Annotated in this window: 13 protein-coding genes; 3 read left to right on the top strand and 10 right to left on the bottom strand. The window is 57.8% G+C overall.

Going from position 1 to position 20,919, the window contains the following annotated elements:
• Window positions 1-6: 6 nt before the first annotated feature.
• The 9 genes from BLP95_RS01600 to BLP95_RS01560 all read right to left on the bottom strand — a co-directional run bounded on the left by BLP95_RS01600 (window position 7) and on the right by BLP95_RS01560 (window position 15,223).
• A complete protein-coding gene (locus tag BLP95_RS01600; RefSeq protein ID WP_089676474.1) occupies window positions 7-615 on the bottom strand; it encodes a hypothetical protein in 609 nt (202 codons plus the stop codon).
• Between the two features lie 62 nt (window positions 616-677).
• Complete coding sequence (pglX, locus tag BLP95_RS01595; protein WP_089676472.1) at window positions 678-4,310, bottom strand: BREX-1 system adenine-specific DNA-methyltransferase PglX; 3,633 nt, start codon at window positions 4,308-4,310, stop codon at window positions 678-680.
• A gap of 96 nt (window positions 4,311-4,406) precedes the next feature.
• Window positions 4,407-8,126: a BREX system P-loop protein BrxC gene (gene brxC / locus BLP95_RS01590; protein WP_089676470.1), complete on the bottom strand. Its 3,720-nt coding sequence runs from the start codon at window positions 8,124-8,126 to the stop codon at window positions 4,407-4,409.
• A gap of 144 nt (window positions 8,127-8,270) precedes the next feature.
• Window positions 8,271-8,879 carry a DUF1788 domain-containing protein gene (locus BLP95_RS01585; RefSeq protein WP_089676468.1) on the bottom strand — a complete coding sequence of 203 codons (609 nt, stop codon included), beginning with the start codon at window positions 8,877-8,879 and terminating at the stop codon, window positions 8,271-8,273.
• A 129-nt stretch (window positions 8,880-9,008) separates the two neighbouring features.
• Window positions 9,009-9,626, bottom strand: coding sequence for a DUF1819 family protein (locus BLP95_RS01580; RefSeq protein WP_245678655.1), 618 nt, complete (start codon window positions 9,624-9,626; stop codon window positions 9,009-9,011).
• 197 nt (window positions 9,627-9,823) lie between these two features.
• A complete protein-coding gene (locus BLP95_RS01575; RefSeq protein WP_089676466.1) occupies window positions 9,824-10,216 on the bottom strand; it encodes a hypothetical protein in 393 nt (130 codons plus the stop codon).
• A 2-nt stretch (window positions 10,217-10,218) separates the two neighbouring features.
• Entirely contained in the window at window positions 10,219-12,429 is a 2,211-nt protein-coding gene (locus BLP95_RS01570; RefSeq protein WP_089676463.1) for a hypothetical protein, read from the bottom strand.
• Complete coding sequence (locus BLP95_RS01565; protein ID WP_089676461.1) at window positions 12,426-14,015, bottom strand: site-specific integrase; 1,590 nt, start codon at window positions 14,013-14,015, stop codon at window positions 12,426-12,428. Before BLP95_RS01565 ends, BLP95_RS01570 begins: the two co-directional genes overlap by 4 nt.
• Window positions 14,012-15,223 carry a site-specific integrase gene (locus tag BLP95_RS01560; RefSeq protein ID WP_245678654.1) on the bottom strand — a complete coding sequence of 404 codons (1,212 nt, stop codon included), beginning with the start codon at window positions 15,221-15,223 and terminating at the stop codon, window positions 14,012-14,014. The genes BLP95_RS01565 and BLP95_RS01560 overlap by 4 nt, the downstream gene beginning before the upstream one ends.
• A 199-nt stretch (window positions 15,224-15,422) precedes the next feature.
• Here BLP95_RS01560 and ettA point away from each other — a divergent pair, with 199 nt between their 5' ends.
• The 3 genes from ettA (at window position 15,423) to BLP95_RS01545 (ending at window position 19,995) form a co-directional block, all read left to right on the top strand.
• Window positions 15,423-17,111, top strand: a complete 1,689-nt coding sequence (gene ettA / locus BLP95_RS01555; RefSeq protein WP_089676457.1) for an energy-dependent translational throttle protein EttA — start codon at window positions 15,423-15,425, stop codon at window positions 17,109-17,111.
• 211 nt (window positions 17,112-17,322) lie between these two features.
• On the top strand, window positions 17,323-18,525 hold the full coding sequence (locus BLP95_RS01550; protein ID WP_089676455.1) for an ISL3 family transposase: 1,203 nt from the start codon (window positions 17,323-17,325) through the stop codon (window positions 18,523-18,525).
• Window positions 18,526-18,636: 111 nt separating this feature from the next.
• Window positions 18,637-19,995 carry a DUF2254 domain-containing protein gene (locus BLP95_RS01545; RefSeq protein WP_089676453.1) on the top strand — a complete coding sequence of 453 codons (1,359 nt, stop codon included), beginning with the start codon at window positions 18,637-18,639 and terminating at the stop codon, window positions 19,993-19,995.
• Here BLP95_RS01545 and lpxL read toward each other — a convergent pair.
• Window positions 19,989-20,903 carry an LpxL/LpxP family Kdo(2)-lipid IV(A) lauroyl/palmitoleoyl acyltransferase gene (lpxL, locus tag BLP95_RS01540; RefSeq protein ID WP_089676451.1) on the bottom strand — a complete coding sequence of 305 codons (915 nt, stop codon included), beginning with the start codon at window positions 20,901-20,903 and terminating at the stop codon, window positions 19,989-19,991. The genes BLP95_RS01545 and lpxL overlap by 7 nt on opposite strands.
• Window positions 20,904-20,919: the final 16 nt, after the last annotated feature.

The raw sequence follows: 20,919 nt of genomic DNA, 5'->3' as shown, positions 1-20,919 counted from the left end.
ACCTCCCTAGACAGCGTAATAAAGCTTATGACCCATGCTCTGTATTTTTATCTCGTCATCCTCTTCTAAAAATTTATTTTTTGAAATAATCATCCCCTTCCGTATTCTGTTATTTGACATATCCTCGTACTCAACGTGATACAATGAGTAAGTCATACTCAAAGTCGGGTTGATAAGGATCATTGATGAGTTCGAGTATATTAGATAGGTGACAACAAGAAGCACGCCAACTGCAAATACATTGGTTACACTGGATAGGTCTTGGAATACGAAAGGAATTATGTATGTAAAAAGATATGATATCGACTCGCTATTTTTATTTTCTATATCAACAACCTTGACTAATTTCCCATTAGAGCTTGCTCTTCGACGCATGTTAGACAATAAAAAGAAGAGCCCCACCAAGCCAAAAGCAGACATAACAAACAATGCCGTGACCGCACCGAAATAGCGAAAATAATTAACAAGAGATGTATAGTTTAACCCACCCCATGAAAAGTAATCACGGTATTCATATAACTGCGTAACGCACATGATCAAAAACAAAGGCGTATAAGACACTAAAAACAATGCCAATTTCGCGCCAGGTTTTAGAGTAAATCCTCTTTCACCCATTCATATTTCCTGACATTATATATTCATAATACCGCGCAATGATATAACGTGGCTCGTGCATCTCATTTTGGCTTCTCGCCTGTCACTGCCTTCACTTCCGCCAACAAATCCCCAAACTTCCCATAGTTCACCTTCACCCCATCATCGAGATCCAGTGAGATCCGCTGGTCGGCATAGTGGCGCAGCTTCTCGTCGAAGGCATTAAGCTCGGCCTGCTGCTTGTAGAGCTTGCTCAGCTCCTTCTCGATGCGCTTGGCTTCGGCGGCGGAGGCGCTACGCTCCTTGTTCTGCTCCAGTTTCTCTACGTAACTGGCGAGCTTGGTGCTGAGCGGGATTACATAGTCGGTACGCATCTCGGCGAGGGTGCTCTCGTTGTAGCGGTGTAGGTAGACCAGGCACTCGAAGGCTTTCTGCTTGCCGGAGCTGAACAGCCAATAGATGGGGCGCTTCTTGTAGGTGCGCAGGTGATCCTTGTAGAACTGCGTACTCAGGTAGCGGCGGATGGTGTCCAGAGCTGCCTCACCCTTCTTGGGCTTGATAGCGTGCAGGCAAAGGCTCTCAGCCACGAAATCGAGGTTTTCCTGGAGATGCTCATCACCCCAGACGGTACGGACAAAGTCACGGAAACGGTTGGTGGCATCGTCAGTGAACCATTCCTGATCAGTGAGCGGGATGATGGCGTTGTCATCCGGGGAAAAGCTTGGCTCAGGGATCTGAGCGAAGTAATCGCGGACGGTTTCGCCCTGACTGGCGAGGATCAGGCCGGGTTTTTCTAAAGAGTAGCGGCCCATCATGCAGCCGATTGCGTAGCTCACCAGCTCTTTGAGAGTGTCGCACTGGAGCAGGTTTTCCAGTTCTTCTTCCGGACGGTTGCCGCCATAGCGGTAGTAAGGATTGCAGGTGAGCGTTACATCTTCTAACGGAACTTCAATTTTCAACTCATTTTGTAGGTTGTAGACTTTTACAAAGAGAGAATTATTCTCTTCTTCCAGGTGCCTAATCTCGTCTACTTTGCTTATCCACTCACCTCTTATGTTCTGATAGCTCTCTTTTGCATTGTTCTCAAAAGATATCTTTTCCACTAAGCTGTTTTCTTTGAAATCTAGCGACCCTTCATATTCGTCCCAGTCATGCTTGGTGATTTTTGAACATTCTTTACCAATAAATATACACCTATCATTATACCTGACTTTGTTTAGCTGCGGAATTGACTTGATGTCACGCAACTGTGCATGAAGTGTTGGATTGATAATAGGTAAAAGATAAGCGGTGTAGCTTGAGTTTAGTAGTGGTAGCGTTCTATAAATTTCATCTCTGCTCTCAAAGAAAGCTGTCGGTCCTGACATATCAAAAGTACCTCCTTCTGGAAGGTATCTAAATGATGCCCCCCCTGAGGTTATATCAGTCCAAGTAAGCCCTTCTTTATACCAAAAATTTTCTCCAACAATCCTACACGAACTATCTTTTCTATAATGAACTCTTGCTTCTTCAGACCAATCTACCACATGCTGCATATTACCAAACCACTTCCTATACTCACCGCCTTTAGCGTAAGTAATCCACATTTTATCTTGCCCGATTTTTTGGCGCGAAACTTCCCACCACATCCTGACATATTTATCATTATTTGCAGTTTTATTTTGCCCTTCGGTTGTAATTATCTCATCAAGCTTTGGTTGGTCGAATGTTTTTGCAAAACTGGCTCCAATCCAATACGCCACTGGACTCCCTGGAATCTTCTTGAAATCATCCGGCGCCACGGCTTTCAGTCGCTCGTTCTTAACCGGAAACTCATATGGCTCGCCTTGATCGCTAATATCGCCAGCTTCTGCATAAGAGAACGAGACTTTCATTCCAGAGATATAGCAATTTCGAAACACGGTGGCGTTGGTACCAAAGGCGATTTTCATTACGCCGTTGCCCATATGCACCATGGTTTCAATGGTGCTGTTTTCCAGCAGCGCTTCACGCATCTTTTCGTAGCTGGACAGGAACATCCAGCTTTGCATGGTGACCATGGCATTAAAGGCGTTTTCGTTCAGCAGACTGAACCCATGCTCCATAAAAATCGCGAACAGATCCGACTTGCTGTTGGGATAGGCAGTTTTAGCGTAGTCTTTCAGCGCTTTGTTCATGCCTTTGCTGCCCATATACGGTGGATTCGCCACCACAGCATCGTAGCGCTGCGCCAATACCCACGCCTGCTGCACAATCGGTACCAGCTGCCTGGCAGCGGTCTTCTGCATGGTGTCGCCACTGCTGCTCCGCTCGGATAGCACCTCCATCAGTGTCTTGAGCGGGACTTCGAAGCTGTTGGGCACTTCGATCAGCGAGCCGAAGGTCTTGGCGTCCTGGAAGAGCTCGATCAGGTCGACGATAGCCTTGTAGGTGCTGTCGTTGCTGGAGAGTTCTTTCTGCTCGCTCTCAAACAGGCTCTGGGACTGGCCCTGGTGCCAGTCGCCGGAGAGGTTGAGATCGCGCCACAAGGTGCTGGCATCGAGGTGCTGGGTGCTCTGCAAGGCCATGACGTTGAGGCGGATGCCACGGCTGAAAATGCGCCTGTCGTCTTCCCGGGCCTTCATCAGCAGCGCGAAGCCGGCAAGCTGGGCGGCGCGGTCGTCGATATCCAGGCCGAACAGGTTGTTCTCCAGGATCAGCTTGGGGATGTCCCGGGAGCGGTAGCCGCGTTCCTCGTAGATCGCCTTCAGCACGTTGTAGGCCTCGACCAGGATATGGCCGGAGCCACAGGCGGGGTCGAGCACCTTGATGGTCTCGGGGTCGATGCTGGCCGGGGTGATGGCGTCCAGTTGGGCCTGCACCTCGGGCTCCTGCTCGGCGGGCTCGATGTAGTAGGGCATCTCGCCCTTGAGGGGAGAATCCGGGTAGGTCTGCAGCCACTGGCGTCCCACGGAGTTCTGCACCAGGTACTGAACGATCCAGTTGGGGGTGAACAGCTGGGTGGCGGCGGGAATATCTTCGCTCTTCACCACCTTGCCGATCACCTGGTCCTTCTTCTCGGCGATGTAGAACTGGTAGAGCCAGCCGATCACCTCGACGTCATGCCAGTCCTCCTCAGGGATCGCCTCCACCAGCTCACGGATCAGCGAGTCGGTCTTGGTCAGGTTGTTCGGCAGCAGCAGCTCGCTGGCATCGTCCAGCGGCTCAAACAGGAAGGGCATGGCCTCATGCAGGGCATGACACTGGGCCAGCAGCAGCTCGCGGTAGAGCGCCTCGTCCTGGGTGCCATCGAGCTTGAGCTCGCGCACCCGGGCGGTATCCAGCCCGGGCAGGTCGATCTCCAGGCAGTCATCAAGGATCTGGAAGCCGCCCTCATGGTCCGGGTGGGAGAGCACCCGCCGGCCATGATCCAGATAGCCCTTGAGCTCCATGAAGCGGATCGCGCACAGGCGGTTGAACCAGCTGTAGGCGGCCTGCTCCATGGCCTGCTCGAAGCCCAGCTGGGTCACCCACTTGGCCAGCGCCTCGCGGGGGCCGCGCAGCGCCTTGGGAAAACTGTGGGTCTGGCCATCCAGGGCGCTTATCAGCATCACGTCGCCACGTACCTCGGTGGGCGCCACGTGGCCCTCGCCCTTGTGACCAGAGCTGATCCCGTAGCGGGCGGCCTGGCGGGTCATGGTCTCAATGAAGCGGGTACGCGCCTTGGGGGCGAACTTCTTGATATTCCCTGTGTTCATGCTGGATTCCTGATCGTGCGGGTTGCCGAAGGGTTGGCAAATTGAGCGTGGCAGCCCCGTGCGCTGAGGGACAGGTCAGCCCGGTAGAGCGGCGGCTTAGCGGATGCGAATGCGCTTGTTGGCCTGGATGGCGTCGTCGAGCTCGCGTTTGAGCGCATCCAGGAAGGCATCGACCTCCTGCTGGCTCTCCAGGTAGACGCCTTCATGGGTGCGGCTGAGCACCTGGCTGACGCTGACGTTGGCCACCGGCTTGGGTGCGGCGACTCGGGTGGGCACAGGCTCGCGCACTTCACCGGGCGGCGTGCCGGTATCGCGGCCGCCGTCGCCCTCGGATGAGCCGCCCTCGCCGGCAGGCTTGGCATCCCGGTCGGGCTTGCTGCCGTTATCCGCCTTCCGGCTTGCGGCACGCTGGCGTTCGGCTTCGGCCTGCTGTTCGCGGTGAAGCTCGTCGAGGCTCTCCTGCTCGCGGTCATTGGCGGTATCGCCCTGCAGCAGGTAGATCTGGGCAATGCTGGTGGCCGCTTCGATCTCCGACTTGAGCAGCTGCAGCGGGCGTAGCAAGCGGTTACTAAGTTCCGGGGTGCCGATACCGCTCTTGACGATCTCCGCGCTGATCCGGGCGATGCGCTTGTCGATCAGGCCAATGGCATGCTCGCGCTTCTGCTCCAACAGCCGGCAGTTGATCTCCTCGACGGTCTGGACCAGGCCGGAGACCTTTTGCAGCATGGCGTAGGGCGCCTCGGAGGCGTAGATGCGGTCCAGCTCGCCCAGGGCCGCCTTTGCCTCGGGCTCCTTCTCCAGCGCCGTGCGGTTGGGCTTGAAACGGGTCAGCGCCTGGTCCAGCTGCTTCCAGGTGGTGAGCTGCTTGGTGAAGAACTCATGGAGGTCGCGGTACTCCTCTTCGAGATCGAGGAGATCCTCCTGCTGATCGGCCACCGCCTTGAAGAAGTCAAAGCTGTCATCGATGCGCAGCAGGCGCTCGACCTCCTTGAGGGTGCTGTCGATGGCGGCACGCCCTGGGAAGCGGCTCACCTCGGTCTTGCTGCGATAGGCCTCCAGGTCCTTCTTCCAGATGCTGAACTGCTCGACGTAGAAGGCGTAGAGCTCGGTCTCGCTGGAGGGCCCGAGCTTGGTGAACAGGTCCTTGGTGAGGTTACGCACCTGGCGCAGCACGGCGTCGTCGGTCTGGCGCTTCTTCTGGATGCGCACCTCGCTGCGTCGCCGGCTATTGTTGAGGAGCTCGAAGGCTTCCTTGCCGGGCAGTGCCGGGCCGGCGGTGTGGAAGGTGAGCCTTCCTGCGGCATACAGCCGCCCGAGGATCAGCAGGGTCTCCTCCACCGGCCAGCCGAAGGGGCGGTTGTTGAAGCGCTCCAGCAGCGGGTTGAGCGGCACCGGCTCGCCGCCATGCAGGCCAATGTACTGCTCCACCTCACGCACCGCCTGGGGGTTGCCTTCCTCGCCGTCGAGCTCGATGGCCTGCTGACCGATGTCGTCGGCGGTCATCACCGCGAGGAGCTCGCGCATGGGGTCGGGGTTGAGCACCTGCAGGTAGCCGAGCTTGCTGTAGGTGTTCTCCAGCAGGTACTGGCAGGCGTCGTCGAGACGGGTGTTCAGGCTGCTGCTGTTGATGTCGAGCTTCTGGCCCAGGGCGTAGACGTCGGCCTCCAGCAGCATATCCTCCAAGCGCACCAGCAGGTGCTTGCGACGCTCCTGGTTCTCGCGACCGCGGTCGGCAAGGATACGCTCCACGCTGCTGTCGCCGGAGGCGGCGTTCAGGCGGATGTACTTCTCGGTCTTGAGGGTGGTGCGCAGGTCGTCGAAGAAGGCCTTGTTGTCGCCGAGACGGATCAGCACCTGGCCCTGGTTCTCGTTGCTGCGGTGGATGCAGCCCGCTTCGCCGTTCTGGACCGAGTAGCTCTGGACGTAATCGATATCCAGCGGCGAGACCACCTCGACGCGTAGCTGGCTCTGGAAGCGGCCGTCGATGGTGTGGCCATCCAGGTAGCGGCCGATGGTGTAGTCGGTCTTGTTGAGCGGATAGCGGTACTTGTTGCGGTCGCGCAGGCGGTCCTTGTAGATCATCTCGGCCAGCAGCTTGTTCTCGTCGCTGCTGGTGATCTCGGTGGCCTTGATCTTGCGCGTGATGTCACGCTCCTCGTTGGTGAGGAACAGGTACTCCTCGCCATTGCGGGTGACCAGGCTCTCCTTCTCCAGCCGCGCTAGGGTGCCCTCCAGGCGCTCGCGGATCGCCAGGCGGTCGTCGTCGATGCGGGTAATGGAGAGCGTAACCAGGTTGTCGAGGGTGCCCTTGACCAGATCCACGTAGCGGATCATGAACAGGGTGCGCAGGATCTCGACGTCGAAGTCATCCAGCGCGACGTTCTCGCTGGCCTGGTCGATAGTGCGCTTCACCGCGGTATCGAGGAACCCTTCCACGGCACGGTAGAAGCTATGCATTGGCACCAGGGCACCGACCTCCTGGTCACCCACCGCCTTGGCGGCCATCTGGAAGGCGTCGAGCATGGAACGCTCGCCATAGGCCAGGTGGGCCCCGGTGGCGCCGACCTTGCGGATCTCCTCGAAGACCTTCTGGACCAACTGGAAGTGGTACGGCACGAAGGGATAGTTAGCGATGAAGCTCTCTACGCCGTCGACGTTCCTGAGCGTGGGGCCGGAGCGGTCGAAGGTCAGCTGGTTGCGCAGCACCGCACCCTTGGCCTCGAACACCTGGGCCAGCTCGTCGCGCGCTTCCGGTTTCTTGGCCAGCAGGCGCTTGCGGATCACCTCGTCGGAGTTTGAGCTCGACAGCGACAGGCGAGTCTTGAAGCGACCGGCGATCTTGGAGAAGTCGTTAGCCTTGGCGGCGGTCATCTCGCCGAGCACGGCGTCCATGTCGGCCTGGGAGGTGACCACGATCCAGGCGCGACCGCCGCAGATGGTGCCGAGGTTTTCGGTCAGCGTCTGCAGGGTCAGCATCAGGCGGGTGTTGCTGCCGATGAACTGACCCACCTCATCCACCATGAAGACGATACGCTGGGTGGGAGACTTCGCGTCCAGGTACTCCTTCACCCAGCGGCAGAAGTTCTCCACCGAGACGCTGAAGGTCTCCTCGGAATCCTCGAACCACTTGTGGGCCGCCTCCGGCGAGAGATCCAGGGCTTGGCTGATCGCCTGCTCGATGTCGTCCTGATAGAACTGGAAGCCGTCGCGCTCCTCCTCCCAGACCATGCCGCTGGCCTCCTGGAAGGCCGCCTTGAAGCGTTCCAGCACGCCGCGCTGGGCCAGGTGGCGCTCCATGTGGGCGATATGCGGGTGGTCGCCGCTGAAGCCCTGGTACTCGTTGAACACCCGCAGGAAGACGTTGAGGATCGGGTTGCCGCCGTCGTTGGAGCTCGCCTTGCTGTCGATGTTGAACAGGATGACATCCGCCGGCTGCTGCACCGCCTTGGTGATGTCGGCGCGGATCATCGGGTCATGGAGCTTGTGCTCGTCGAAGAACTCGGCGGCGCGGCGATGGTTGCCGGCCTCATCCTCGGCCTCGATGTTGGCCAGCAGATACGACAGCGCCTTGAGGAAGTGCGACTTACCGGAGCCGAAGAAGCCCGAGATCCACACCCCGACGCGGTTGGCGATGGAGGGATCGCTGAGCGGCGTGGCGTAGGACTCGAAGAAGGCGCGGAAGTGCTTCTCCAGCTCGTTGGTCACCACGTACTCGTCGAGCTCCTGGTAGACTGTCTCACGGTCCTTCTGGTCGGCCTTCACCACCCCGTTGATGGGGCGGTTCAAGGGTTTCTGGAAGAGGTCCTGGATACGCATGTCCGATCGATTCCTTAACGGGCAACGCCTCGCTCCCGTGGTGGGGCAAGGCGGTCAACAAAGCGGGTGCCAGCGCAGCACGGCTGCCGGCTGGCCTTCAGATCGAGAGTTCCCTGGGGACTGACTGAGCCGGGCGCCCATGCGTCACGGCACGAGAGAAAACGCCCGGTAGTAGTGGTTACTGGCGATCTGGTCGAAGAGGGCCAGGCTCTGGCCGTCATAGCGGCCAGGATAGAAGAGCACCAACGGCTTGTGGCCGAGCCTGCCATGCAGCGCATTGAGCAAACTGTGGGCACGCATCACCGGCCAGACGCTACCCACGCCTGACAAAAGAATGATATCGGGGTCGTCCGACAGCGCGTGTCGGATAAGGAAGGGGGCGAACTTGTCCATGTGCAGCGGGCCGCGCAGCGCCTTGAGCAGCGCCGCATCGCCCTTGGTCTGCTGCATGGCGATGGCCTTATCGAGAAAGCCACGCTCATGGAGATAGTCGCGCAGCACGCGCAGCAGGTTGACGTGGTCGACCGTCAGCTCGCTGTGCTGACGGGACAGTACCCCTTCCAGGAAGGTGAGGTACTCACGAACCTGCAGTTCGTGCTCGGGGGGATAGTCGAAGATCCAGAAGCCGATCTCGTTGCCCAGGCCCTGGCCGGAGAGGAAAGCCGGGCTGGTGATCTTCTCGGCGATCTGGTTGAGGCGATCCTTCAGGTGAGGATCTTCGCGGTGGGACGGCCCCTGCGTGAGCGGTGACATACGGCTCTCATCCTTGCGTCCGGTGTCGTTCTTTTCGTTATGATTGAGCGTTTTATAATGCTTTGTGCCGCGGCCTGTGGTGGATAGCGGGCTTTCGGGCACGCTACCGCCAGCCCGGGTCCATGGCGTTCAACGCGGTCCCAGGGCACTCAGGCAGTCCAGCAGCCGAATCAGGTGGTGCCTTTCCAGCAGGGTCACTACCTCGGGCCGCAGCATCAGCGGACGCAGCCGGCGGCTACGCGCACTCTCCATCAAGCCTACTTCGGATAGCATGCGAAAGGCCACCTGACCCATCTTTCGTCTAGAGGAAGCGGTCCAGCCGTTGATGACCGGATCGCGGTAGGCACGATCAGCGAGGAAGTCATCCCACTGGTACGGCTCAAGGCGCTCGGCTTGGGTCACGAAGGCATCGGCCACCACCGTCTCCAGGAACTCCACCAGCAGCAGATTGCGGGCCAGCGCCGCGCAGAACGCCACCTGGGTGGCCAGCTGGTCATCCCCATCGCTCAACACCTGCCAGAACGGCTTAGGAAGCCGCTCAAGGCGCTTGCGAATTGCCTGGGCCATGCGCCTGGCCGTGGCCGGCCGCGCCTTCTGGAGGCGATTCTCGTCGAGAATGGCCGCCTTCCAGGCCGCGTCATCGACGCCAGCCAGCAGCAGCTCCGCCACAATGCGGCTCTCGCGGACCATGAGCGAGCCACCGATGAGGTCGGAGTCGTAGTGGAAGTCATGGGTGTGAGTATTCACAAGGCTTTAGCTCGTAGAAAAAGTGCCAGAATCTATGGAGATTTATCTTCCCCACCCAATGGCGGAAAGCTCGTTAATCTCATGCATAGATTGAGATTATCACATGGCAAGTTAGTCAACGCCAACGAAGAGCCAGAAAGCCCGCACCCTATACTCCTAAGCTTACATGCAAACAGGTCACCAAAGCGCCTTCCAAACTACTTCCTGAACTGAACCAGCGGTCGATCCAACTTCGTTTGAGATACGCCATGCATATCCGCATTGGCCTGCCAAATAATGAAGCGCTCAAGAAGTTTCTTGTTAACCATTTTGAGCTGCTGATTCGCTTCAGTCAGCTTTTCAATACGCTCATTTGCCTGCTGAATATCCTTAACCCAGCCCGGCTTCGAAGTTGATGCTTTAAGCGCCGCCTTGCGATCCTTCATTGCCATATCCACTGCTGGCAACTTCATCAAAGACTGGCGAGCACGACTAATGTTGAGCTTGGCTTTGCAGGCCTCAACCAGAAGAGGCCAAGTCAGCTTAGGCCCAGACCACTCTTCAATCAGCTTGATGATATTAGCTTCATCTTTCTTCGTTAAATGCCCCACAGTTACACCTCAATATCGTCTAACATTGCTGACAACTCATCCAACGACGGCAGCTGCTCGTTTTTATCTTCGATAACGTTGGCATCCATCAGCCCGGCCATTGCTGCGGCATTGTTTGTCAGTGTCCAACCATTATCGACGTTCCACACGATGTCGCCGTTTTCGAGTTCGGGATTCTCCAAGGTTCGGATCAGCGCGTTACACTTATAGAGATCCATACCCACTTTTTTGACCCACTCCGAGGCCCCAAAGATGTCGCGAGACTTGGCATCAAGCGCTTTTTCATAGCGGCGCTTAAGGTCCGCGCGCTCTTCTTTGAGATTTGCGAGCTTCACATCATCACCCTTAACACAACCCAGCTTCCCGCATGTCAAGCAGGCCCCCATTTTCGGACAGGGTTCGGAGGCAAAGTTGTGCACACAGATCCCAACGTGTGTCTGATGGATGACTAGGTCCTGATCACCCTCATGGAGATCCTTCACATCACTGAGACTCAAAGGTTGATTTGTTTTGACCTTCTCCAGTCTCTGAGCCGCATTGCTGTGCTTGGTCTTGGGGTGATAGTGCGCAACCCTTTGGGTACGCTCCTCGACGGTCTCATGATTGTAGACCGAGCCCATACTAGTGCGTCCAGAAAATGCATCGATCAAAAGTTGTGAAAGTCCTGCTCGGTGCATCTCAGTATTCAGCTCGTGGCGGAAAGCATGCGTATTTACCTTAATGCCCTTGTATCCGTGACGCTCGAAAATACTCTGCATCTTCCGATCACCTCCTAATTGCCCCGACAATCGAGAAGGTTTGGCAGCGATCTCCACTCCAAAGTCACGGGCCATTACGTCTCTCCTCTTCTTTGTCTCATCAGGCAGACTCCCCGTTCGTACTGTAAACAATGCGTCGCGGTACTTCACGCGTTTCTTGCCATCTGCTGCAGGCGAGGTAAACGGGAAGTTTTTAGGAAGATACTTTTCACGCATTAAGATATTAAGTTTTCGCAACGTAATGACCGCACTATCGTTAAATACGTAGTGATTGAGCTTGCCATTCAAATAAATTCGCTTCCCATTACTGGTATCCCAACCTGCTCGTATATCATCGAGCAAAAACTGTGCATCAGGGCTTAATGATTTATTTTTTTCCAGAGAGTCGAGAAAACCATCCTTAAAAGCGGATCGCGGCGATGTCAGCACACCAAACTTCAACTTTAGCGCAGCACAGGCCTCATCATACGAGAGCGGTTCATCTAGACCTTTTAGGGGCACACCTTCATGGGGCGGATATTTTTCGGGATGATCTTCGAGCCATGCTGCATAATTGCGCGCCTCATCAGTGATCGGTTCCAACAGCTTGAGGGCACGCTCCACCGAAATCTCCATGCCGGTCACAACGGGCTTAACCGTCGCTCCAAAACCTTTCTCAGCGTACCATCGCAGGAACATGCGCTGACCACCATCAGCATCCTCTTTAAACACCAAACAGTCATGCTCAACATCGACTAATTCTCCGATGCGGCTAGGCTGACTGAGCAAGAGGACACACGCTGATGTAGTTATAATATCCAGCGGACTGGTCAGGTCGTTATTAAATAACTCCCCCAAGGCTATAATGGCTTCACGGCTCGGCAATTTTTTGTCGCGATTTTTCTTCTGCTCCTTCAGCGTAGCTGGGGACTTCATTCGCAGCGGCGAAGACCATCGAAAGGGGTTGGCAAGCAACCCTTTATCCCTCATCAACTGGACTATTTTTTCGAGACTTTTGCCATTATTGTATGCAGTGTCGCCGCGAGGATAGTCGTTCTTGAAGTGCTCACAGGCCCTGTTGCAGATAGCAGCCGACACTCTTGTCACATCTCGTGTTCCAGACAATTCGACCAGCGCAACCTCAAGAACCTTGGCCGCAGTGAGCCACTCCCTCACCGACTTCTTTCCTAGAAACACTCTATAATAAACAACTATCGCTTTGGCGAAATCTATGAACGGCGGCTGCATATATTTTTTGTCTTTTGCCTTCGAATATCTAGGTGCTCCATGTGCCGTGAAAGAGCAACTGACAACTCCCGATTTATGCCACGACTCCATATCCCACCGTATTCCTGAATGGACTCGTTGATTAGGAACGCCCTTGGGCAAAGTGGCTTTCGCCCACGCGATAAAGGCATCCAGTTGCGCGGCGGCTTCAAGGTGAATCTGGGGTTTAAAATCGATGATATTACTCATGCGTCACCTCCGCCTAACTTGCCTGATTCACGCAGCGCGTAGCAATCGATAATTACCTTTCGACACGCCAGAATGGAACGGTCCCAGAGCACACCTGTAGTTTTATCGGTGGCGATGGTTTGCGCACGGCGGCGTTCCAACCGATCAAGTGCGGCAATGTGATCCGCATCAAGAAGTGGCTGAAATTTGCTGCATCCGTAGCATGTGAATGGGGCGTCAAGATGGCAAGCTGCATCGGCACCACAGACGGCCAAATCCTCAATCTGGCGATTCACTCGATCTCCATTTTTGGCTGAAGCGCGATCTTTCACGATGGTACCTGTAAACGCTCTCACGACAATCGCGAGATGGTCGCTCATCTTCTCGTCAATTAGCTTCATCAGCTCTGCCGATACTGCTCGATATTTACGAACAGTATATGTATCAGAATGCATCAATGCGCTAGCTATTGACCACTCATCCAGCCCTGCATTCGAGAGATCGGTACCGAGCGTGTGCCTGAAACGATGCCCCTTGCTGATTTTAAGAGGCTGATGGGTGCGCGAAGAAATGGGAAAGTCAGGCCTCCTCTCCATTTGCAACAGCCAAGATCTTATAACACTAGCGGAAGCATGAAACTTCGCCTTAGGTTCCTGCTCCAACGAAGTGTGATCAGGCATGTCAACTATTACGGGGAGCAGCTCTCTACCAACTGCTCTATTTTCCAGCTTGCGACGAAAGAGTGGCACATTCGCAATCGCTTTATCCCAATCGGCTCGACCAGGATATTCCTGCTCAAGTCGAGCGAGGACAATCGACCGATAGGCCTGCACGAGATTGTAAAGATCCTCATCTAAGCTGAAGGTCTCGGATTTTTCTCTCCATCCCGCATCATTATCTTTCTGCTTCGCCCAGAAGATTCTAACCTGATAGCCCCGTTCGGTTTTGACAAAGTCGTTAAAGACCATCATCCGTAGTTGCACACCACGCTGCCCGTAGATCATCAACAGACGCAAATAGAGGTAGTGCTCAGGATCCAAATTGCCGTGACAGAACTGCTCATGCGCCCACTGGTGTAGGGCGTCTTGCTCCACCTGCGTGAACGGCCCCTGTTCAGGATCTAAGCGCAAGATGACATCATTTCGGGGACACTTCTTTCTGGGTAGTGTGTCATAAGCATCAATCAGGGCTTGTGATGGTCGCTGTTCAAGCGATTCACACTCTTGCCAAAATTTCATGAAACCGGTCAGCGCGGAAAATTCTCCCATATTAAACCGTTCGCGCAAATCGATCACGTGATACTCATTGAGGGGATCAAGCCCTACCTGTGCCGCGCGCGACAGAACTGAAGTAGCGAGTACCATAGTCCCCTGTGAGACCTCCACCATGCGGTAGGCTAAGGCGGCGTGTAACCAGCGTTGCCAGTCGGACGGAACACAAGCGATTGCGGCTTGCCAATTGATCGAGATGTTAACTGAGCTATCAGGCCACCACCTTGGTTCAGAGGGAGTGAAAAACTCGCCGCATTTGGCGAGTCGAGGTGTATTCAGCCAAGCATCGAGAGTGTCCTCTGTCGGTGATTGAAGTGCGGCAGCAGCTATATTCATTCTGCGTATCCCTTGAAAATTTCAGCCTCATCACCCTTCCTGGTCACCTTGAATCTACCCGAGCGTGTTTTCATTGCCTTATCTGCTTCTTCTTTCCAGAACTTCGCCCCGTAGAGTCCCGGCATGCTCGATTCAGGACTCCACCCAAACATCCAAGTGAGGGTCTTTTGAACTTGAGTTGTGCGATCCTCTGGCGTGAGCTTTTCAAGCTCCTCGCGCATGCTTTCAAGCATCGTGTAGACCGAGTCATGCCTTAGAATATGGGGATGAATGTGAGCCAGCTCAGGTGCCACCTTGCCGACTCGGGGGAAAACGCCATCCAGCGCTTTGATGCTTAAAGGTTTACCTTCATTTCGTCTATGAGACACAAGCAAAAACGGATTTTTTTTCGCCTCAGACGGCCCCTTCGTCATGATACGGTGAGTATCTACATACTCCTGTAGCGCCCAGATAAGGTTATCACTCATTTGCAGCATGCGTTCGTGGGTTTTGAATTGTGGTGCCAGAGCACGCGGGTCGATTTTCTCATCCTCAAGATTGACAACTGAGAGTTTCCCGCTGTGCCAATGAATATCGTTGAGCTTAATAAGCAGCATTTCGGAGCGACGTAGCCCCAGCTCAAGACCCAGGAGAAGGATAATATAATTACGCAGCCTCAGCGATTTATTTGCGAAGGGACTCTTGGAGCTTTCAGGATGCATGACCTCTAACAAGCGAGCACGCTCCTGATTATCCAACCCTTTCATCTCTTCGTTTTTCCTCTTTTTCCAAGCAGGCTTGGCGGCCTTTATTTTTCTATTAAAACGTCGCTCAACATCATTAACGGCTGCATCTCGTGTCGCTTCATCACCTAGCTTGTCATAAAGAAACTTGAGGTAGTCACGCACAGCTTCAAGACGTTGCTGTGCGTGAGTTCTACCTACCGTTTCATAGCCCGCTGGTAGAAGACGCAAGTCTGCGTACCTTTTATCCAGAGTTTTTTTAGTTAATGCGGCATCCGCAACGAATCTTGAAATTTCACTATCAGTTAAATAGCATGACTTAAGGCGATCTTCCAAGCGTTTTATCAGATTAATTGATTCATACTCAAGAAAGTCTTCAAGCAACCCGATATGCTCTAAATATTTTTGCTGTGTGTTTAATGCCCGACTCGACTGCTCAAGAGTCACATAAAGATTCGGGTAGTAAAGAGGCATGTGCTCTTGCACCAGCACCTTTCTCCTAGCGCCGTTGCACGTTATTTCTACGACCTTGCAACCCATGACCACCCCGCCCCAAAACTTGACTTTTCTTAGTATAGTAAAGAATAATAGGGTGGCCAACCTAAAAATAACTTTTTTTATTTTGCGCCAAGCGCTCAAAAATCTTCTAAAGTCATGAATTCACAAGCCTATAGGTGTTATTAAGATGGCAAAAGGCGACAAACACGGGCAAACAGGTTCTTACGTCTACACCATGAATCGGGTGGGCAAGGTCGTGCCCCCCAAGAAGCAGATCCTCAAGGACATCTCGCTCTCCTTCTTCCCCGGCGCCAAGATCGGCGTGCTGGGCCTCAACGGCGCCGGCAAGTCGACCCTGCTGCGCATCATGGCCGGCGTCGACACCGAGTACGAGGGCGAGGCGCGCCCGATGCCGGGCATCAACGTCGGCTACCTGCCCCAGGAGCCCGAGCTCGACGATAGCAAGAACGTGCGCGAGACCGTCGAGGAGGCGCTGGCCGGCATCAAGGAGGCCCAGGAGAAGCTCGACGGCGTCTACGCCGCCTACGCCGAGCCGGACGCCGACTTCGACGCCCTGGCCGCCGAGCAGGCCCGCCTGGAGAACATCATCGAGGCCGCCGACGCCCACAACCTGGAGCGCAAGCTCGAGGTCGCCGCCGAGGCCCTGCGCCTGCCGCCCTGGGAGGCCCAGGTCGGTCATCTCTCCGGCGGCGAGCGGCGCCGCGTGGCGCTGTGCCGGCTGCTGCTCTCGAGCCCCGACATGCTGCTGCTGGACGAGCCCACCAACCACCTGGACGCCGAGTCGGTGGCCTGGCTGGAGCGCTTCCTGCACGACTACAGCGGTACCGTGGTGGCGATCACCCACGACCGCTACTTCCTCGACAACGTGGCCGGCTGGATCCTCGAGCTCGACCGCGGCCAGGGCATCCCCTTCGAGGGCAACTACTCCCAGTGGCTCGAGGCCAAGGAGAAGCGCCTGGAGCAGGAGGCCAAGCAGGAGGCCTCGCGCCAGAAGGCGATCAAGCACGAGCTCGAGTGGGTGCGTTCCAACGCCAAGGGCCGCCAGGCCAAGAGCAAGGCGCGCCTCAACCGCTTCGAGGAGATGCAGTCCGGCGACTTCCAGAAGCGCAACGAGACCAACGAGATCTACATTCCGCCCGGCCCGCGCCTGGGCGACAAGGTCATCGAGTTCCACGGCGTCGCCAAGGCCTTCGATGACAAGCTGCTCTACGAGGAGCTGACCTTCACCGTGCCCAAGGGTGCCATCGTCGGCATCGTCGGCGGCAACGGCGCGGGCAAGTCGACGCTGTTCAAGCTGATCACCGGTAAGGAGCAGCCCGACGCCGGCGAGGTGGTGGTCGGCGACACCGTCGATGTCGCCTACGTCGAGCAGCTGCGCGACGGCCTCGACGACAAGCAGACGGTGTGGGAGGCGGTCTCCGACGGCCAGGACATCCTCAACATCAACGGCTACGAGGTCTCCTCGCGGGCCTACGTGGGGCGCTTCAACTTCAAGGGCAACGACCAGCAGAAGCGGCTGAACGAGCTCTCCGGCGGTGAGCGCGGCCGCCTGCAGCTGGCCCAGACCCTCAAGCAGGGCGCCAACGTGCTGCTGCTCGACGAGCCCTCCAACGACCTGGACATCGAGACCCTGCGGGCCCTCGAGGAGGCGCTGCTGGCCTTCCCCGGCTGTGCCATGGTGATCTCCCACGACCGCTGGTTCCTCGACCGCATCGCCACCCATATCCTGGCGTTCGAGGGCGACTCCCACGTGGAGTTCTTCGAGGGCAACTACACGGATTACGAGGCGGACCACAAGAAGCGCGTGGGCGACGACACCCCGCACCGCATGAAGTACAAGCGGATCGACGCCTGACCGGCTTCGCCGGAGCGGTAATCTATAAGCTGTTGTTCCGCTTAAGAAAGCCAACCCCACAGACTCCAGTGTCTGTGGGGTTTTCTTAGGTTCTTCGCAGACTGGCGTGAAACGGTCGGGGCGTGGAGCGAAGGCAGGATAGAGAAACGGCGGTAAATCCGAGTAAGCTGATGTTCACCACAAACGTCTGCTCACGGATACCGCCGTTGCCATGGATGCTACCCCGCTCTGCCTGTTCTGGAAAGGGTTCACCGTCGTTCACCACGAGTTCCTGGCCCCCCAAACGCTGCGGCTCCAGCTGGAGCCCGATGATCGGATTCCGCCGGTCTGCAGCGGCTGCGACCATGCCTGTTTCCTGGTACATGACGTGCATCGCCGGCGCGTTCGTGAGGCGCCGCTGCTGATCTACCGGGTGGAGCTCAACGTCCCAGTACGCCGCCTTCGCTGCCCTGTCTGCGGTCCGACACGGGAGCGCATCGACTGGTTACCGGGGCGCTCACCGGTCACCACCACGTTGCGCCAGTGGGTGGAGCGTCTGGTTACGCTGCTGCCGATTCGACATGTTGCGGAGCTGGTCGGCTTGCACTGGCACACCGTCAAAACCATCGACAAGCTGCGCCTGCAACGCGACCTACCGGCACCAGACCCGACACGGCTGCGGCGCCTGATGATGGACGAGTTCGCCCTGCACAAGGGGCACCGCTACGCCACGGTGGTCGCCTGCGCCGACACCCAGCAGGTGGTGTGGATCGGCGAGGGCCGATCCCGTGAGGCGATCCGCCCCTTCTTCGAGTGGCTTGGCGAGGCACGAGAGCAGATCGAGGCGGTCGCCATGGACATGAATTCGGCCTTCGATCTCGAGGTGAAGGCCCAGTGTCCCAACGCCGAGGTGGTTTATGACCGTTTCCATGTCGTGGCCAAGTATGGACGCGAGGTGATGGATCGGGTCCGCGTCGATCAGGCCAATCAGCTGCGCGACGACAAGGCCGCCCGTAAGGTGATCAAGGGCAGCCGCTGGTTGCTGCTGCGCAATGCCGACAACCTCAAGCCCGAGCAGGCAGTGAGGTTGGAGGAGCTGTTGGCGGCCAATGCGTCATTGACCACGGCGTACCTGCTCAAGGACCAGCTCAAGACCCTGTGGTTTGCGGATGACGAGGCCACCGCCCGAAACGCTTGGCAGGAATGGTACGACATGACCACCAGCAGCGGCATTGAGGCCCTGGGACGCTTCGCCAAGCGGCTGGCCCCGTACCTTGAAGGAATCCTATCCAGCACCCGACACCGGCTGAACACCAGTGTGCTGGAGGGGATGAACAACCGGATCAAGGTCATCAAGCGGATGGCCTACGGGTACCGCGACACGGCGTACTTTTTCCTGAAGATCCGTGCCGCGTTTCCCGGCAAAGTGCGATGAACCTTTTCTTATGGCTTACGGCTTATGGCTTATGGCTAGTGGGTAACAAGCGGGGTTGCCCCGAACGGCGAGACGCGCCATAAGGGAGGCTCGTTCCGCGAGGAGTCACTCATGCGCGCCCTGCTCTCCTGGCCCCTCCACCTGCTCAAGGCCTATCGCCAGAGCATCGCCTACCTGCCCTCCCTGCTGGCGGTCGTCTACGCACTGCTGGGACTCGCCGCCCTGCTGCTGCCGGTCTCCAACCAGCAGCTGCCGGGCCTGCTCACCGCCCTGGGCCTGGAAGCGCCGGAGGCGACCCGCGCGCTGCTGGCGGCCCTGCTCGGCGGCATGATCTCGCTGATGGTGTTCAGCTTCTCGATGGTGATGTCGGTGCTCTCCCAGGCCGGCGGCCAGTTCTCCCATAAGCTGGTGTTCGGCCTGGTCACCGAACGGCCCCACCAGTGGGTGCTGGGCCACTACCTGGGCACCATCCTGTTCATCCTGATGCTGCTGATCGTGCCGGATGTCGCCGGCGGCGAGACGACCTGGCGCTCGCTGGCGATCTACCTCGCCTGTGCCATGGTCGTCCACTGCCTGGGGCTGTTCGTCTACTTCATTCACAACGTGTCTGAGTCGATCCAGATCGATGCCGTGGCCTCGGACCTGCACCGTGCCACCCGCTTGGCCCTGGAACGCCTCCAGGCACGTCAGCAGGGCGAGCGCTGGCGCTACCTGCCTACCGTGGTGCCCACCGACAACCCTCGCCATGTGATCCACGCCCGGCGCGCCGGCTACCTGCAGAACGCCGACCTGTCCGCCCTGGGCGAGCTGGCGGCACGCGTCGAGGGACGGGTGACCCTGCACTTCCGCTTCGGGGACTATGTGGTGGAGGGGCTGCCGATCCTGTCGCTGGAGGCCGAGGACGCCCCCGACGAGGCCTGGTGCGCGGAGGCTCGCGCCACCCTCACCTACCTGGAGGGAGAGTCGATCGCCGACCATCATCTCTATGGCATGAGCCAACTCATGGAGGTCGCCATCAAGGCACTCTCGCCAGGCATCAACGATCCCGGCACGGCGCGGCTCTGCATCCACCGGCTGACCGACCTGCTGGCCCGCCAGCTGCGCTGGCAACCCAGCAACTGCCTGCTCGACGCGGAGGGCCGGGTGCGGGTGACCTGGCCGCTGGCACGCTTCGATGACCTGCTCTACCGCCTCTTCCAGCCCATCCTGAGCTATGGTCGGCAGGACGTGAGCATCGGCCTGGCGCTGCTCAAGGCGCTCAAGAGCCTCTCGCTGTTCGCCGAGGGAGAGTCACGGGAGGCGCTGCAGGCCCACGCCGAGCGGGTCATCGAAACGCTGGCCGAGGCCGCCCGCCACCCGCTCGACCGGCATTTCATCGAGGCGCGGCTGAGCACCGGCGCTCACCGCCTGGACCTGCCGCTGCAGCTGCCGCCACCGAGGGCAAGCTTGGCCGTGGAGAGAGCTCAGTAGAGCCCCGGCTCGCCCTCGGGACGGGTCTTGAAGCGTCGGTGCAGCCACAGGTACTGCTCGGGGTGGCGACGGATGGCGGCCTCGATGAAGGCGTTGACCCTGGCCGCGTCGGCCACCTCGTCGTCGCTGGGGTAATTCTCCAGCGGCGGCAGGTACTCCAGGGTGTAGGTGCGATTGTCCGGGTTGCGGTGGAAGATCAGCGGCATCACCGGGGCACCGGTCATGCGGGCGATGCGCGCGGTCATCTTCACCGTGGCGGCCGGGATGCCGAAGAAGGGAGCGAACACGCTGGCGTCGCGCCCGAAGTCCTGGTCCGGCGAGTACCAGACACTATGGCCCGCCTTGATGCGGCGCACCACGCCGCGCAGGTCGAAGCGGTCGATGGTCTCGCCGAAGATGCGGTTGCGCGCCCGGGTCATGAAGCGCTCGAAGAGCGGGTTGTCATGGGGGCGGTAGACGGCGTCGGCGGGGAAGAACAGCGAGTGCAGGGCGCCGCCCAGGTCGAGGGTGGAGAAGTGCACGCCGATGATCAGGGCGCCCTTCCCTTGCGCCTGCACCCGGGCCATGTGCTCCTGGCCCTTGAAGGTGACGCGGTGGCGCAGGTGCTCCGGGTCGCGGCACCAGGCGGTGGCGGTCTCCATGATGCCGATGCCGTTGGCGATGAAGGTCTCCCTGACCAGCGACCGGTGCTGCTGCTCATCGAGTTCGGGGAAGCAGAGCCGCAGGTTGGTCTCGGTGATATGCCGACGGCGCCGGGCGAAGCGCCAGGCGGCCAGGCCAATCGCCTTGCCGACCAGGATCTTGAGGCCCCAGGGCAGCCAGGCGACGAGGTGCATGGCGCCGATGGCCAGCCACACCGGCCAGTAACGGGGGTGGGCGAAGTTCGTCGAGGCGTCGTCCCTGGACATGCGGGCTTCCTGTCGA

Origin of the sequence: Halomonas shengliensis, assembly GCF_900104135.1 — a bacterium.
GTDB lineage: Bacteria > Pseudomonadota > Gammaproteobacteria > Pseudomonadales > Halomonadaceae > Halomonas > Halomonas shengliensis.
The sequence above is the reverse complement of the archived record's forward strand: the minus strand, read 5'-3'. Positions and strand labels throughout refer to the sequence as shown.